Source organism: Streptomyces genisteinicus, from assembly GCF_014489615.1.
In the GTDB taxonomy this organism is placed as follows: Bacteria; Actinomycetota; Actinomycetes; order Streptomycetales; family Streptomycetaceae; genus Streptomyces; species Streptomyces genisteinicus.
In genome coordinates this window covers 4017951-4032333 of record NZ_CP060825.1, presented here as the reverse complement: position 1 = coordinate 4032333, position 14383 = coordinate 4017951, and the positions used below count along the sequence as shown (strand labels likewise).

The 14383-nt window shown below is 72.2% G+C and carries 14 protein-coding genes; 6 read left to right on the top strand and 8 right to left on the bottom strand.

Annotation, left to right across the window (positions count from 1 at the left end; genetic code table 11):
• Positions 1-115 precede the first annotated feature (115 nt).
• Both IAG43_RS17515 and dacB read right to left on the bottom strand, forming a co-directional pair.
• Positions 116-1261: a zinc-dependent metalloprotease gene (locus tag IAG43_RS17515; RefSeq protein WP_187741665.1), complete on the bottom strand. Its 1146-nt coding sequence runs from the start codon at positions 1259-1261 to the stop codon at positions 116-118.
• 73 nt (positions 1262-1334) lie between these two features.
• Positions 1335-2738: a D-alanyl-D-alanine carboxypeptidase/D-alanyl-D-alanine endopeptidase gene (dacB, locus tag IAG43_RS17510; RefSeq protein ID WP_187741664.1), complete on the bottom strand. Its 1404-nt coding sequence runs from the start codon at positions 2736-2738 to the stop codon at positions 1335-1337.
• A gap of 97 nt (positions 2739-2835) precedes the next feature.
• Between dacB and IAG43_RS17505 the strand changes: the two genes are divergently transcribed.
• A complete protein-coding gene (locus tag IAG43_RS17505; protein WP_187744513.1) occupies positions 2836-3330 on the top strand; it encodes an inorganic diphosphatase in 495 nt (164 codons plus the stop codon).
• A 136-nt stretch (positions 3331-3466) separates the two neighbouring features.
• Entirely contained in the window at positions 3467-5137 is a 1671-nt protein-coding gene (locus IAG43_RS17500) for a threonine/serine exporter family protein (RefSeq protein ID WP_187741663.1), read from the top strand.
• Positions 5138-5286: 149 nt separating this feature from the next.
• On the opposite strand, the gene IAG43_RS17495 is transcribed toward IAG43_RS17500, so the two are convergent.
• A complete protein-coding gene (locus tag IAG43_RS17495; protein ID WP_187741662.1) occupies positions 5287-5982 on the bottom strand; it encodes a DedA family protein in 696 nt (231 codons plus the stop codon).
• A gap of 136 nt (positions 5983-6118) precedes the next feature.
• Here IAG43_RS17495 and IAG43_RS17490 point away from each other — a divergent pair, with 136 nt between their 5' ends.
• Complete coding sequence (locus IAG43_RS17490) at positions 6119-6484, top strand: YbjQ family protein (RefSeq protein WP_187741661.1); 366 nt, start codon at positions 6119-6121, stop codon at positions 6482-6484.
• A gap of 68 nt (positions 6485-6552) precedes the next feature.
• Positions 6553-7977 (top strand): glutamate decarboxylase, encoded by a 1425-nt coding sequence (gene gad, locus IAG43_RS17485; protein WP_187741660.1) that lies wholly within the window; start codon positions 6553-6555, stop codon positions 7975-7977.
• 129 nt (positions 7978-8106) lie between these two features.
• Here the strand turns inward: gad and IAG43_RS17480 are convergent, their stop codons facing one another.
• Complete coding sequence (locus IAG43_RS17480) at positions 8107-8748, bottom strand: PadR family transcriptional regulator (protein WP_187741659.1); 642 nt, start codon at positions 8746-8748, stop codon at positions 8107-8109.
• A 39-nt stretch (positions 8749-8787) separates the two neighbouring features.
• Here IAG43_RS17480 and IAG43_RS17475 point away from each other — a divergent pair, with 39 nt between their 5' ends.
• Positions 8788-9489 (top strand): bleomycin resistance protein, encoded by a 702-nt coding sequence (locus IAG43_RS17475; protein WP_187741658.1) that lies wholly within the window; start codon positions 8788-8790, stop codon positions 9487-9489.
• 70 nt (positions 9490-9559) lie between these two features.
• On the opposite strand, the gene IAG43_RS17470 is transcribed toward IAG43_RS17475, so the two are convergent.
• The 3 genes from IAG43_RS17470 to IAG43_RS17460 form a co-directional block, all read right to left on the bottom strand.
• The gene (locus IAG43_RS17470; RefSeq protein WP_187741657.1) at positions 9560-10102 is read right to left on the bottom strand and encodes a DinB family protein; all 543 of its coding nucleotides are present in this window, start codon (positions 10100-10102) and stop codon (positions 9560-9562) included.
• Between the two features lie 226 nt (positions 10103-10328).
• Entirely contained in the window at positions 10329-11786 is a 1458-nt protein-coding gene (locus IAG43_RS17465; protein WP_187741656.1) for an aldehyde dehydrogenase family protein, read from the bottom strand.
• Positions 11787-11895: 109 nt separating this feature from the next.
• Positions 11896-12825, bottom strand: coding sequence for a helix-turn-helix domain-containing protein (locus IAG43_RS17460; protein WP_246574406.1), 930 nt, complete (start codon positions 12823-12825; stop codon positions 11896-11898).
• Positions 12826-13142: 317 nt separating this feature from the next.
• On the opposite strand from IAG43_RS17460, the gene IAG43_RS17455 reads away from it, so the two are divergent.
• Complete coding sequence (locus IAG43_RS17455; RefSeq protein ID WP_187741655.1) at positions 13143-13643, top strand: ATP-binding protein; 501 nt, start codon at positions 13143-13145, stop codon at positions 13641-13643.
• Positions 13644-13803: 160 nt separating this feature from the next.
• Here the strand turns inward: IAG43_RS17455 and IAG43_RS17450 are convergent, their stop codons facing one another.
• The gene (locus tag IAG43_RS17450) at positions 13804-14040 is read right to left on the bottom strand and encodes a DUF397 domain-containing protein (RefSeq protein WP_187741654.1); all 237 of its coding nucleotides are present in this window, start codon (positions 14038-14040) and stop codon (positions 13804-13806) included.
• Positions 14041-14383: the final 343 nt, after the last annotated feature.

The following is a 14383-nucleotide window of genomic DNA, read 5'->3' as shown; positions in this document are numbered from 1 at the left end:
GCGTCGATGGTGACAGAAGAGAGCCAATACCCGAGCATTGCACGCCTATCCACGGCCTACGGTCCCTCGGACGGGTGATTGAAGGGGCGCGCGTGTGCCACCCGCGTCCTGCCGTTCACGACTCTGCTCTGCGGTGCACCCGCGCGACCCAGTCCGCCGGTTTGGCGATCTCCGCCTTGGTCGGCAGGGTGTTGGGCGACGTCCAGACGCGGTTGAAGCCGTCCATGCCCACCTCGTCGACGACGGCCCGCACGAAGCGCTCCCCGTCGCGGTACTGGCGGAGTTTGGCGTCGAGCCCCAGCAGCTTGCGCAGCGCCAGGTCGAGCCGGCTGGCGCCGCGGGCCCTGCGCTGCTGGAACTTCTCCCGGATCTCCGCCACCGACGGGACCACGTCGGGGCCGACGCCGTCCATCACGTAGTCGGCGTGGCCCTCCAGGAGGGACATCACGGCGGTCAGCCGGCCGAGGATCTCGCGCTGGGCCGGCGTCTGCACCAGCTCGACGAGCGAGCGGCCCTCGTCCTCCTCGCCCTCCGGACGGGCCCCGGCGAGGGACTGGGCGGCCTCCCGGAGCCGTTCCAGGAAGGTCATCGGGTCGACGTCCGTCTCCCCGAGGAACGACTGGATCTCGCTCTCCAGATGGTCGCGCAGCCAGGGCACGCCGGTGAACTGGGTGCGGTGGGTCTCCTCGTGGAGGCAGACCCAGAGCCGGAAGTCATGGGGGTCGACGCCGAGTTCGCGCTCGACGTGGACGATGTTGGGCGCCACCAGCAGGAGCCGGCCGCCGCCGTTCCCGCCCGGGTGCGCCGGGTCGCCCGCGGGGAGGTCGCGGGAGGCCGGGGCGAACGTCTCGTACTGGCCGAGGACCCGGGAGGCGAGGAACGACAGCAGCATCCCCAGCTCCACGCCGGTCACCTTGCCGCCCACGGCGCCCAGCACGGCGCCCTGGGCCCCGCCCGGCCTGCGTTCCTGCATCTTGTCCAGAAGGGGCCGCAGCAGCTCGCGGAAGCCCGCCACGTTGGCCCTGACCCATCCGGCCCGGTCCACCACGAGAACCGGGGTGTCCTGCGGACGGGAGCCCTCCGGGATCATCCCCGTGAAGGCGCGCACATGTTCCTCGGACGCCTTGGCGTGCCGCCGGAGCTCGGCGACGACGGCACGCGCCTCGTCCCGGCTCACGTCGGGCCCCGGCCGCACGAAGCGGGTCGCGGTCGCCACGGCGAGGTTCCAGTCGACCATCTCGGCACCACCGATGCTCGTCATGCGTCAACCGTACGTTCTCGACCCGCGGCGCGGAGAGGTGTTGGCGGCCGCAGGATGCCGCGGAGGGCCCCGGTCAGCCCGCGAGGGCGGCCGCGAGCCGGTCCAGCGCGGCCTGCGCCTCGTACGGCGAGGAGGTGCCGTCGGCGAGGAAGGCGAAGCCGAGCAGCCGTCCGTCCGCGCCGGCCACCGTGCCCGCCAGGGCGTTGACGCCGGTGAGCGTGCCGGTCTTCGCGCGCACCAGGCCCGAGCCGGCGGAGGCGGGGCCGTAGCGGCCGTCGAGGGTGCCGGTGAAGCCGGCCACGGGCAGGCCGGTCAGCACGGTCCGCAGTTCGGGGTGGGCGGGGTCGGCCGAGCGGGCGAGCAGGGCGGTGAGGAGTTCGGGGGAGACCCTGTCCCGGCGGTCCAGGCCGCTGCCGTCGGCGAAGCGGGCGCCGCGGAGCGGCAGCTGGAGCCCGCGCAGCTGCCCGGCGACGGCCGCGGACGCGCCGGCGAAGGCCGCCCTGCCGCCGGTGGCGAGCGCGGTCTGGCGGGCGAGCGACTCCGCGATGTCGTTGTCGCTGGTGGTCAGCATCCGTTCGACGAGCGCGGAGACCGGCACCGAGAGCACCTGCGCGAGGGGCACCGCCTCGGCCGCGGCGCGGCCCCGGGCGGGCGCTCCGGTGATCCGCACTCCGCGTTCGCGCAGCAGATCGGCGAAGACCCGGGCCGCCTCCCCCGCGGGGTCGGCCGAGCGGGTGGCGGGGCCGGTGCTCCGCGGGTCGTTGCGGCCCTGGTCGACCATGAGGGCGCTGACGGGGGCGATGTTGTCGTTGGGGCCGATGGGGTGGAGCAGCGGGCCGCTGTAGAGCGAGGTGTCGTACCCGAGGCGCACCGAGGGGGTGCCGTTCTCGCGGAGCGCCTCGGCGGTGCGGTCGGCGAGGGTCGCGAGGCGGGCACGGTCGAGGGAGGCGTCGCCGCCGCCGACCAGGGTGATCTGCCGGGCCCCGGGCGCGGCCACGACCGTGGTGGGGATGCGGTGGTCGGGTCCCGGCGCGGAGAGGGCGGCGACCGCGGTGGCGATCTTGACGGTGGAGGCCGGTGTCGCCGGCTCGGCCGCCCGGTGGCCGTAGAGGCGCTCGCCGGTGGTGAGGTCGATCACGCTGACGGCGGGCGAGGGGCCGAGGCCGGCGTCGGCGAGCAGCGGGCCGAGCCTCTTCGCGAGGCCGGCGGGCGGCGGCGCGGGGGCGTCCGCGGCACGCGTCGTGGTCCCGCCGAGCGCGGACAGCACCGGAGGGGCGCTGGGCGCCGGTGCGGGCCGCTTCGCGGCCCCCGCCTCGTGATGTGCGCCACCCGCGCGCTCGGGGGCAGCGGCCCACTGCCGCTCGGCCTTACGCTGACCCGTGTCCCAGGGTCCCGCCGCGGTCACCGCCCCGGCGGAGAGGGCGAGGCCGACCACGGCGGCAGCCGCCGCGAGCTGCCACGTCCTGACCTTCGGCACCCCGCACCAGCCCCTTTCGCGATCACCCACGTGCGTGAGGGACACTTAACCACCGTCAATCGCGTCTTGCTATGTCTTGATCATGGAGGAGCCACCCGTGGAGTTCGACGTCACCATCGAGATCCCGAAGGGGTCGCGGAACAAGTACGAGGTGGACCACGAGACCGGTCGGATCCGCCTGGACCGTCGACTCTTCACCTCGACCAGCTACCCGGCCGACTACGGCTTCGTCGAGAACACCCTCGGCGAGGACGGCGACCCGCTGGACGCGCTGGTCATCCTCGACGAGCCGACCTTCCCCGGCTGCCTGATCACCTGCCGCGCCATCGGCATGTTCCGGATGACCGACGAGGCCGGCGGCGACGACAAGCTGCTGTGCGTCCCGGCCTCCGACCCGCGTGTCGAGCACCTGCGCGACATCCACCACGTGTCCGAGTTCGACCGCCTGGAGATCCAGCACTTCTTCGAGGTCTACAAGGACCTGGAGCCGGGCAAGTCGGTCGAGGGCGCCAACTGGGTCGGCCGCGCCGAGGCCGAGGCCGAGATCGAGGCCTCCTACAAGCGCCTGGAGGCGCAGGGCGGCGCCCACTGACGCGCTCCCGAGAGCAGCCGCCGCGGGCGGGACACCCTGGGTGTCCCGCCCGCGGCGCGTGTCGCCCCATGTCCGCGGCCATACTGGGCAGAAGCGCCGGACGGGGGGTTGGGACGAGAGGGAGCGAGGACGACGAGTGGTGGCGGAACCCGAGGGTCCGGAAGACCGGAAGCCTCAGTCCGACGAAGCCCGGAGCGCGTTCGCACCTCCGGCGGGCGTGGAGCAGCCGGAGACGCCCGAAGAGGACCACCCCAGTTCGGAGTTCGCCGTTCCGCAGGGGCTCGTCGCCGAACCGCCCCCCGAGCCCGAGGGCTCGGCCTTCGCGCCGCCGTCCACCTACAGCGCCCGGACCTCGCCGCCGGCCTTCACCCCGGCCCACGGCATCCCGGTCGTCCGGCTGACCAAGGGCGCCCCCTGGCAGGACCGGATGCGGGCCATGCTGCGGATGCCGGTGGGCGAACGGCCGGTGCCGGAGACCGCGCACCGGCAGGACGACACCGGGCCCGCCGTGCCGCGCGTGCTCGACCTGACGCTGCGTATCGGCGAGCTGCTGCTCGCGGGCGGCGAGGGCGCCGAGGACGTGGAGGCGGCCATGTTCGCCATCTCCCGCTCGTACGGCCTGGACCGCTGCGAGCCGACCGTCACCTTCACGCTGCTGTCCATCACCTACCAGCCGTCCCTGGTGGACGACCCGGTGACGGCCAACCGCACGGTGCGCCGGCGCGGCACCGACTACAACCGGCTCGCCGCCGTGTACAAGCTGGTCCACGACATCAGCGCCGAGGAGTCCGAGGTCACGCTGGAGGAGGCGTACCGGCGGCTGGCGGAGATCCGCCGGAACCGGCACCCCTTCCCCGGCTGGGCGCTGACGCTCGCCGGCGGCCTGCTCGCGGGCGCGGCCTCCGTGCTCGTCGGCGGCAACCTGGTGGTGTTCCTCGCCGCGGCGGTGAGCGCGATGCTCGGCGACCGGCTGGCCTGGCTGGCGGCGGGGCGCGGGCTGCCGGAGTTCTACCAGTTCGTGGCCGCGGCGATGCCGCCGGCCGCGGTGGGCGTGGCGCTCTCGCTCTCCCCGCTGGAGGTGCGGGCGTCGGCCGTGATCACCGGTGGCCTGTTCGCGCTGATCCCGGGACGGGCGCTGGTGGCCGGTGTCCAGGACGGGCTCACCGGCTTCTACATCACGGCGGCGGCCCGCCTGCTGGAGGTGGGCTATCTCGTCGTCGGCATCGTGGTGGGCGTGCTGAGCGTGCTCTACCTCGGCTTCGCGCTCGACGCCGGGCTCCAGCCAGAGACCGCGATCCACAGTGTGGAGCGGCCCGGGGTGCAGACCCTCGCCGCGATGACGCTGTCGCTCTGCTTCGCCGTGATGCTCCAGCAGGAACGGTCCACGGTGTGGCTGGTCACGCTCAACGGCGGAGTCGCCTGGATCGTGTACGGCGCGCTCGCGGACACCGCCGGCGTGTCGCCGGTCGCCGCGACGGCCGCCGCCGCCGGGCTGGTGGGCATCTTCGGGCAGATGCTGGCCCGCTACCAGTTCGCCTCGGCCCTGCCGTACGTCACGGCCGCCATCGGTCCGCTGCTGCCCGGTAGCGCGACGTACTTCGGGCTGCTGTCGATCGCCCGGGGCGACCTGAACGACGGGCTCGCCTCGCTCAGCAAGGCGGCGGCGCTGGCGCTGGCCATCGCGATCGGGGTGAACCTGGGCGCCGAGACGACCCGGCTCTTCCTGCGGGTCCCGGGCGCCGTGGGTGTGCCGGGCGAGCAGCTGCCGGGCGGACGCCGCGCGGCGAAGCGGACCCGCGGCTTCTGACGCCGTCCCCCTCCCCCGGCGGCCGCCCCCGCGCACGGCCCCGGCACGGCCGGGCGCCCCGCCGGCACGCTCCCCGGTACGGCGAAGCGCCCCCGGCCGCCGCCGGGAGGCGGGGCGGGGGCGCTTCGCAGGGTCGCGCGCCGCGGTCGTCAGCGCTTGGCGTGACGGCCCCGCGAGGAGGGCGGGGCGGAGTCGTCGGGGCCCTGGCCCGCGGCGGCCGCCTTCTTGTTCTTGGAGCGGGCCCGCAGGAACTCGATCACGATCGGGACGACCGAGATCAGGACGATCAGGATGAGGATGGCCTCGATGTTCTGGTGGACGAACTCCACCTTGCCGAGCGCGGCCCCGAGCAGGGTGACGCCGGCGCCCCACAGCACGCCGCCGATGATGTTGAACGTGACGAAGGAGCGGTAGTTCATCCGGCTCACGCCCGCGATGATCGGCGTGAACGTGCGCACGATGGGCACGAAGCGCGCCAGGACCAGGGACTTCGGGCCGTACTTCTCGAAGAACTCGTGGGCCTTCTCGACGTTCTCCTGCTTGAAGAGCCGGGAGTCCGGGCGCTTGAAGAGCGCGGGCCCCACCTTGCGGCCGAAGAGATAGCCGACCTGGTCGCCGATGACGGCCGCGAGCACGATGAGCAGGCACACCAGCCAGAGCGGCATGTCGATCTTGCCGGTGGTCACCAGGAGTCCGGTGGTGAACAGCAGGGAGTCACCGGGCAGGAAGAAGCCGATGAGGAGGCCGGATTCGGCGAAGACGATGACCAGGACGCCGATCAGCCCGAATGTGGTGATCAGATAGTCCGGGTCGAGCCAGCTGGGCCCGAGCGCAAGGGTGTTCACGAGGTCCGGACTCCTGTGTGTGAAGTGGGTCGGTCGGTGTGGTCGGCCGCCCCAAAGTATCAACGCACCGGAAGGGCCCCGCGTTCCACCGTCCTCCGCGGATGCGCGGGGGACGGCGGGCCGGGAAGCTGGACGCATGGGTATCGAGGACTACGGCGGCGGGCAGGGCCCGGGCAGCGACGTACTGGTCGTCACGACGAACGACGTCCCGGGTCACCGGGTGGACCAGGTGATCGGGGAGGTCTTCGGACTGACCGTCCGCTCACGGCATCTGGGGAGCCAGATCGGCGCGGGGCTGAAATCGATGGTCGGCGGTGAGCTGAAGGGCCTGACCAAGACCCTGGTGGAGACCCGCAACCAGGCCATGGAGCGCCTGGTCGAGCAGGCGCGGAGCCGGGGGGCCAACGCGGTGCTGGCGTTCCGCTTCGACGTGACCGAGGCCGCGGACGTGGGCACCGAGGTGTGCGCCTACGGCACCGCGGTCGTGATCACGCGGGTCTGACGCGGCCCCGGGGCGGTTCCGGCCGCCTCGCGTTGCGTGGGGTGCACCCCCGTACGAGCCTGAGACGTATGGCACTTCACCAAGGCGCAGCGGACCCGGGAGACGCGGCACAGGAACGGGGCCGGCTCTCCCTCAACCCCTTCTTCGGCGAGGCCGACCCCGTGGCCGGCATGTCGTCCGCGCCACCCACGCACCGCCTGCCCGACGGCCCGCTGGCTCCGCACACGGCGTACCAGCTGGTCCACGACGAGCTCATGCTCGACGGGAACTCCCGGCTGAACCTGGCCACCTTCGTGACCACCTGGATGGAGCCCCAGGCGGGCGTCCTGATGAGCGAGTGCCGCGACAAGAACATGATCGACAAGGACGAGTACCCGCGCACCGCCGAGCTGGAGCGGCGGTGCGTCTCCATGCTCGCCGACCTGTGGCACGCCCCGGACCCCTCGACCGCGGTGGGCTGCTCGACGACCGGTTCCAGCGAGGCGTGCATGCTCGCCGGAATGGCGCTGAAACGGCGCTGGGCGCAGCGGAACGCGGACCGCTACCCCGCCTCCGCCCGGCCCAACCTGGTCATGGGCGTCAACGTCCAGGTCTGCTGGGAGAAGTTCTGCACCTTCTGGGAGGTGGAGGCGCGGCTGGTGCCGATGGAGGGCGAGCGCTTCCATCTCGACGCGCAGGCCGCGGCGGACCTCTGCGACGAGAACACGATCGGTGTCGTCGCCGTGCTCGGTTCCACCTTCGACGGGTCGTACGAGCCGGTGGCGGACGTGTGCGCGGCGCTCGACGCGCTCCAGGAGCGCACCGGTCTCGACGTGCCGGTCCATGTGGACGGCGCCTCGGGCGCGATGGTGGCCCCCTTCCTCGACGAGGACCTGGTGTGGGACTTCCGGCTGCCGCGGGTGTCCTCGATCAACACCTCGGGGCACAAGTACGGCCTGGTGTACCCCGGCGTCGGCTGGGCGCTGTGGCGGTCGCCCGCCGAGCTGCCCGAGGAGCTGGTGTTCCGGGTGAACTACCTGGGCGGCGACATGCCGACGTTCGCCCTCAACTTCTCCCGGCCGGGCGCGCAGGTGGTCGCCCAGTACTACACCTTCCTCAGGCTGGGGCGGGAGGGCTACCGGGCCGTGCAGCAGGCGGCCCGGGACATCGCGACCGGGCTGGCGGGGCGGATCGGCGAGCTGGAGGAGTTCCGGCTGCTCACCCGCGGCGACGAGCTGCCGGTGTTCGCCGTCACGACCGCCGAGGACGTCACCCGCTTCGACGTGTTCGACGTGTCGCGCCGGCTGCGCGAGCGGGGCTGGCTGGTGCCCGCGTACACCTTCCCGGCGAACCGGCAGGACCTGTCGGTGCTGCGGGTGGTCTGCCGCAACGGCTTCTCGGCGGACCTGGCGGAGCTCCTGATGGAGGACCTGGGGCAGCTGCTGCCCGAGCTGCGGGACCAGCCGCATCCGCTGAGCAAGGACACGGCGGTGGCCACGGCCTTCCACCACTGAGCGCGGGCACCGGCGACGGCCGGCCCGGGGCCGCGCGGGCGCGGACGCGGACGCCGCCCGGCGGGCGCGGGCGCGGGCGACGGGCACGGGACAGGGGCGGGCGCCGCCACGCGGGCGGCGGCGCCGGGTTCAGCCGTGGTCGCCCGCGTGGTGCTCGCCCGTCGCGTAGGGGTTCTCCTCGCCCTCGGCGAGGACGCCGACGAAGGGGTCGCCCTCACCGGCGAAGGTGTAGGCCCCGGCCTCGATGCGCCCGATGAGCCCGCGGGTCCATTCGGCGCCGAAGTCCGCCGACGCGACCCACAGGTGCATGATCTCGCCGATGTGGCCGAGGACCTCGGGCCCCTCCTCCGGCGTGTAGTAGTCGGTCACCGACGCCCGCCACTCCTCGATGCCGCGCACCCGCTCGCGCAGCAGGGCGACGGCCTCCTCGCGCGGGAGGTCGACGATGAAGCCGATGGCCGAGGACAGCACGTCCGTCTTCGCGTCGTAGGCGGTGAGGGACGCCCGCAGCAGGGCGAAGTACTCCTCGGCGCCCTTGTCGGTGATCTCGTACTCGGTGCGCGGCGGGCCGCCCGCGGTGGACGGCGCGATCTCGTGGGCGTGCAGCAGCCCCTGCTTCGCCATCTGCTTGAGGGCGTGGTAGATCGAGCCCGGTTTGGCGTTCGACCACTCGTGGGCGCCCCAGTACTCCAGGTCGTTGCGCACCTGGTAGCCGTGGGCCCGGCCGTGCTGGCGCACGGCGCCGAGGACCAGGAGCCGGATCGCCGACATCGCGATTCCCTTCTACTCAACTTTGACTAGAGTAGCGGTATGACCGAGAAGACCATCCCGCTCCTCCCCTGCCGGGCCATCCAGCCGGTCGTCGATTTCTACACCGCCCTGGGCTTCGAGACGACCTACCTCCAGAAGAGCCCCTATCCGTACGCGGCCGTCCGGCGCGGTCCCGTGGAACTCCAGTTCTTCGGGATGAAGGACTACGACCCGGCCGGCTCCTACTCCGGTGTCTACATCGTCACCGACGACGTCGACGCCCTCCACGAGACGTTCCGCAACGGACTCAAGGAGGCCTACGGGCGGATACCCCGGCGCGGCCTGCCCCGGATCGGCCCGCTGAAGGACATGTCCTACGGGATGCGCCAGTTCCTGATGTCCGACCCGGGCGGCAACTCGGTCCGCGTCGGCCAGGAGATCGCCGGGGACAAGAGCATGCGGCCGGCGCCCCGGGAGACCTTCGCGAAGGCGCTGCACCTCGCGGACCTCTTCGCGGACTCCAAGGAGGACCTGCCGGGGGCCGCGAGGATCGTCGACCGGGCGCTCGCCCGCCAGGACGTGCGGCCCACGCCCGTGCAGCTGCTGCGGCTGCTGGTGCTCCGCGGCGACATCGCCGGGCGGCTCGGGGACGAGGCGCGGGCCGCCGCGGCCCTGGAGCGGGCCGAGGGCGTCGAGCTGAGCGCGGCCGAGCGGCGGGAGGCGGCGGACGCGCTGGCCCGGCTGCGCGATCTGCGGGACTGAGGGGGCCCGGGCGCCCTGGCGCGACGGAGGCGGCCCGGCGGGTGCCCGCCGGAGGACGCGGCCGGCGGGATCAGCCGGCCTCGTGCTCCAGCGCGACGAGGTCGAACGCGCCCTTGCCGTCGAGGGACTCCCGGATGATGTCCGCGTGGCCCGCGTGCCGGCCGATCTCCTCGACCAGGTGCAGCATCAGCCAGCGCATCGAGACCGCGGCGTCCTTCGGGTACCACGGCGCCTCGGGCAGCGGGAACGTGTCGTCCAGGCTGGGCACCGAGCGGACGAAGTCGTCGGTCTCGCGCGCGACGGAGTCCCAGAACGCCAGCACCCCGGGGATGGTCTCGCCGTCCACCAGCCGGAAGCTGTCGCTCCAGGTGTCCTCGGTCCGCTCCTTCTCGTTCGGCTTCCGCTGGGCCAGCCGCAGCCAGCCCAGCTCGGTCTCGGCGACGTGCTTGAGCAGACCGGAGAGGGAGAGTTCGCTGGCGCTGGGGCGGGTGGCGGCCTGCTCCTCGGTCAGACCGAGCACCGAACGCCGGACGGCGCCGCGCTGCGCCTCGACGAAGGAGATCAGCGCACCGCGCTCGTCACCGTGCGCCTCCGCGGGAACGTGAGTGACCATGGTGTCCGCCTTCCGGTCGGGGGAAGGACCTCTCCTTCCCGCACCTCACACGCTACGGACCCTTGAGGACACCTTCTGTCCTCAAGGGTCCGCGGACCGTGGTCGTGTCGCCGTTCGGCCCGGCCCCGCCCGGACGGCGGGCCCGGGGCCGGAAACAGGCGGGACGGCGGGGCCGGACCGGCCGTGGGCCCGGAGCAGGGCGGACGGCCCGCGACCGGCGGCCGGCTCAGAAGGGGAAGCGCGAACGGCCGTGCTGCACGGAGATCCACTTCTGGGTGGTGAAGGCGTCCAGCATCGCCTCGCCGTTCAACCGGCCCACGCCGGACTGCTTCTCGCCGCCGAAGGGGACGATCGGCTCGTCGTGGACCGTGCCGTCGTTGATGTGGATCATGCCCGTGCGGATCCGCTTGGCGAGCCGGACCCCGCGCTCGACGTCCCCCGTGTGCACGGCGCCGCTTAGGCCGTACGGGGTGTCGTTGGCGATCCGCACGGCCTCGTCCTCGCCGTCGAACGGGATGACCAGGGCCACCGGGCCGAAGATCTCCTGGGTGAGCACGGGCGAGCCCTCCGGGATGCCGGTGAGCACCGAGGGGGCCACGAGGTTGCCCTCGGTCGCGCCGTGCACCAGCGCCGTCGCGCCCGCCCGGACCGTCTGCTCGACGAGCGAGGAGACCGCCTCGGCCTGCGAGGAGTTGATCAGCGGGCCGATGTGGGTGGCCGGGTCGGAGGGGTCGCCGGTCTTCAGCGTCCGCACCTTGGCGACGAACTTCTCGGTGAAGCGCTCCTCCACCGAGCGGTCGACGAGGATGCGGTTGGCGGCCATGCAGACCTGGCCCTGATGGACGAAGCGGCTGAAGACGGCCGCGTCGACGGCGTAGTCGACGTCGGCGTCGTCGAGGACGATCAGGGCGCTGTTGCCGCCGAGTTCGAGGATCGCGTGCTTGAAGTTGGCCGCGCAGACGGTCGCGACGTGGCGGCCCACCTTGTCGGAGCCGGTGAACGAGATCGCCTTGGGGACCGGGTGCTCCAGCAGGGCGTCGCCGATCTCGGCGATGTCGGTGATGACGACGTTCAGCAGACCGGGCGGCAGGCCCGCGTCCTCGAAGACCTTGGCCACCAGGGAGCCGCCGCAGACGGGTGTGTTCTGGTGCGGCTTCAGCACCACGGCGTTGCCGAGCGCGAGCGCGGGGGCGACCGACTTGATCGAGAGCAGGAAGGGGAAGTTGAACGGGCTGATGACGCCGACCACGCCGACCGGGACCCGGTAGACCCGGTTCTCCTTGCCGTCGACCGGCGACGGCAGGATGCGCCCCTCGGGGCGCAGCGCCAGATGGACCGCCTCGCGCAGGAACTCCTTGACCAGGTGCAGCTCGAATGCGGCCTTCAGGTGCGTGCCGCCGAGCTCCGCCACGATCGCCGCGGCGATCTCCTGCTCGCGGTCCTCGATGATGCGCAGGGCCTTCTCGAAGACGAGGCGCCGGGCGTAGGGGTTGGTCGCCGCCCACTCCTCCTGCGCCCGCTCGGCGGCGCGGTACGCCTGGTCGACCTCGGCCGCGGTGGCGACGGTGATGGACGCGAGCTTCTCCCCGTCGTACGGGTTGAAGTCGATGATGTCCCAGGAGCCGCTGCCGGGCTTCCACTCGCCGTCTATGTACTGAAGTGCGAGGTCGGTGAAGAAGGACATGCGATCACTGCTCCATGGGCGAGTGCGGCGGTGGCCGGCGCGGGCACAGCTGACTGACGCGTATCTGATGTGACGTCATCGTACTGATGTTGCAGTGGAGTTGAAGGAGTCAGATGAGCTGGAGAAGCCCCCGGAGGATGTCCCGGGCACCGGCCGGGTCGGGGCTGTCCTCGCAGAGCCGTCCCATCACCCGCTCGTACAGGGCCACTTCCTCGCGCTTGTCGAGGTAGAGGGCGCTGGTGAGCTGCTCCAGGTAGACGATGTCGGAGAGGTCGGACTCGGGGAACCTCAGCATGGTGAAGGCGCCGCTCTCGCCCGCGTGGCCGCCGAAGCTGAACGGCATCACCTGGAGGGTGATGTTCGGGTGCTCGGAGACCTCGATGAGGTGGCGGAGCTGGTCCTGCATGACGGACCGGTCGCCGTAGGGCCGGCGCAGCGCGGCCTCGTCGAGGACGACATGGAGCTGCGGGGCGTTCTCGGAGACCAGGGCCTTCTGGCGTTCGAGCCGCAGGGCGACCCGCTTGTCGATCTCGGCGGCCGGCGCGTCGGGCATGCCGCGGACGACGACGGCATGGGCGTACGACTCCGTCTGGAGCAGCCCGTGCACGAACTGCACCTCGTAGATGCGGATCAGGGAGGCGGCGCCTTCGAGGCCGATGTACGTCTGGAACCAGCCGGGCAGCACATCGCCGAAGCTGTGCCACCAGCCGGCGACGTTCGCCTCCTTGGCGAGGCCGAGCAGCGAGCCGCGCTCGGCGTCGTCGGCCACTCCGTAGAGGGTGAGCAGATCCTCGACGTCCCGCGCCTTGAAGCTCACCCGGCCCAACTCCATACGGCTGATCTTGGATTCCGAGGCACGGATGGAGTACCCGGCCGCCTCACGCGTGATGCCGCGGGACTCCCTGAGTCTCCTCAGCTGCGAGCCCAGCAGGATGCGCCGTACCACCGAGCCGCCGCCCGGCCCGTCCGGTCGGGGATATCCCCACGACCCGGCTGACTCAGCAATCTCTCCTGCCGCCACGGCCCGAACCCTCCCCATCTCTGTGCGTCATGCAGTCGTTCCCCGATCGTCCCTGAGGTCCCCCCGAACCCCAAGAGCCGGATTCTGCCACCAAACGCTTCACCCTGTACTCGTCCGATTACAGAAACGGGTGACTCTTGGCCAGAAGTTGAACGTGAGACGAAAGAGAGTGACGGAAGAAAAGCACAGGAATGGATATAGGCAGGGACATGGCAGGCGCGTGCACGTGCATCTGCCCTTGCATCTGCCGTAGGCATTGGGAAGCATGGGCGCCGCGCACCTGCGTGCTCGTTCGTGTTGTAGCGTCACAGCCGCGATTCCCGGGAGTGCCTCGCATGGGGACGAATGGATCGACCATGCTCGAGCCGTTACGGCAGGGCCTTCCGCCGATCGATCCCTCCGCCGTCTCCAGCTCCGCCTCCTGCGCACTGCCCGCCCGCTTCGAAGCGGTGCGCGGCGCACGGCAGTTCACCCGGAGCACGCTCGGCAGGTGGGAACTCGGCCACCGCTTCGACGACGTCTCCCTCGTGGTGTCCGAACTCGTCACCAACGCGCTGCGCCACGCGCTGCCCGACGAGTCGTCCGTCACCGTGCACGCCGCCGCCCACGAACCGCCGGTGCGGCTGCACCTGATGCGGTGGCAGAGCCGGCTGGTGTGCGCGGTGCGCGACCCCAGCCACGACGGACCCGCCGAACGCGAGTCCGAGGAGGACTTCGCGGCCGAGTCCGGCCGCGGCCTGTTCCTCGTCGACTCCTTCAGTGACGGATGGGGCTGGCACCCGCTGGCCGGTTCGCTGCGCGGCAAGGTCGTCTGGGCGCTGTTCCGGCTGGGCTGATCCCCGCCGGCCACGCGAGAGCCGCCCGCCCTTCGGGGCACGGGGCGACGGAGTGGCCCCGCCGGGTCGCCCCCGGGCGCGCGAGGAGGCGTCCGGTGGTGTGCGGTGGGGCGGGGAAGTCCTCGCGTCCCGTGCGGGGTGCCGCGGGGAGGTGCTTGCTTCAGGCGACCAGGTGGTCGAATTCGCCGTCCTTGACGCCCAGGAGCAACGCTTCTATCTCCGCGGGCGTGTACACCAGTGCGGGGCCTTCGGGATGCCGTGAGTTGCGCATCGCCACATCACCGCCGGGAAGCTTGGCGAACTCCACGCAGGAGCCCTGGGAGTTGCTGTGGCGGCTCTTCTGCCAGACAACTCCCTGCAGCTCCGTGGCTGTTATGCCGTTGTACACGTGGCGCACAAATCGCTCCCGGGGTGCAAGGTGCAGGTGTCAACCATCCCGGATCATAGCTGTGTTCACGTGCGGACGCGTGAGCGGATGCACTGGCAGATGCACGTGCACACGGGGTGTTCCCGCGGTTACAGGACCGTCCCCCCACCGCGCCTCGGGAGACTGCCGCAACTGACCGTCCGTTCAGCGCGCGGGGCCTCCGCGCCGCTCCCGCCGGGACTCCGGGACCCGCCGGGCGCGCCGCGCGGGGGTGCCGTCCGTCCCGCGTACTCGCCCCCGGAGCACGGGAGTCGGGGACGCGGCGGACGGGAGTCGGGGGTGCGGCGGACGGGCGGCCGGGAGGCGCCGCCGC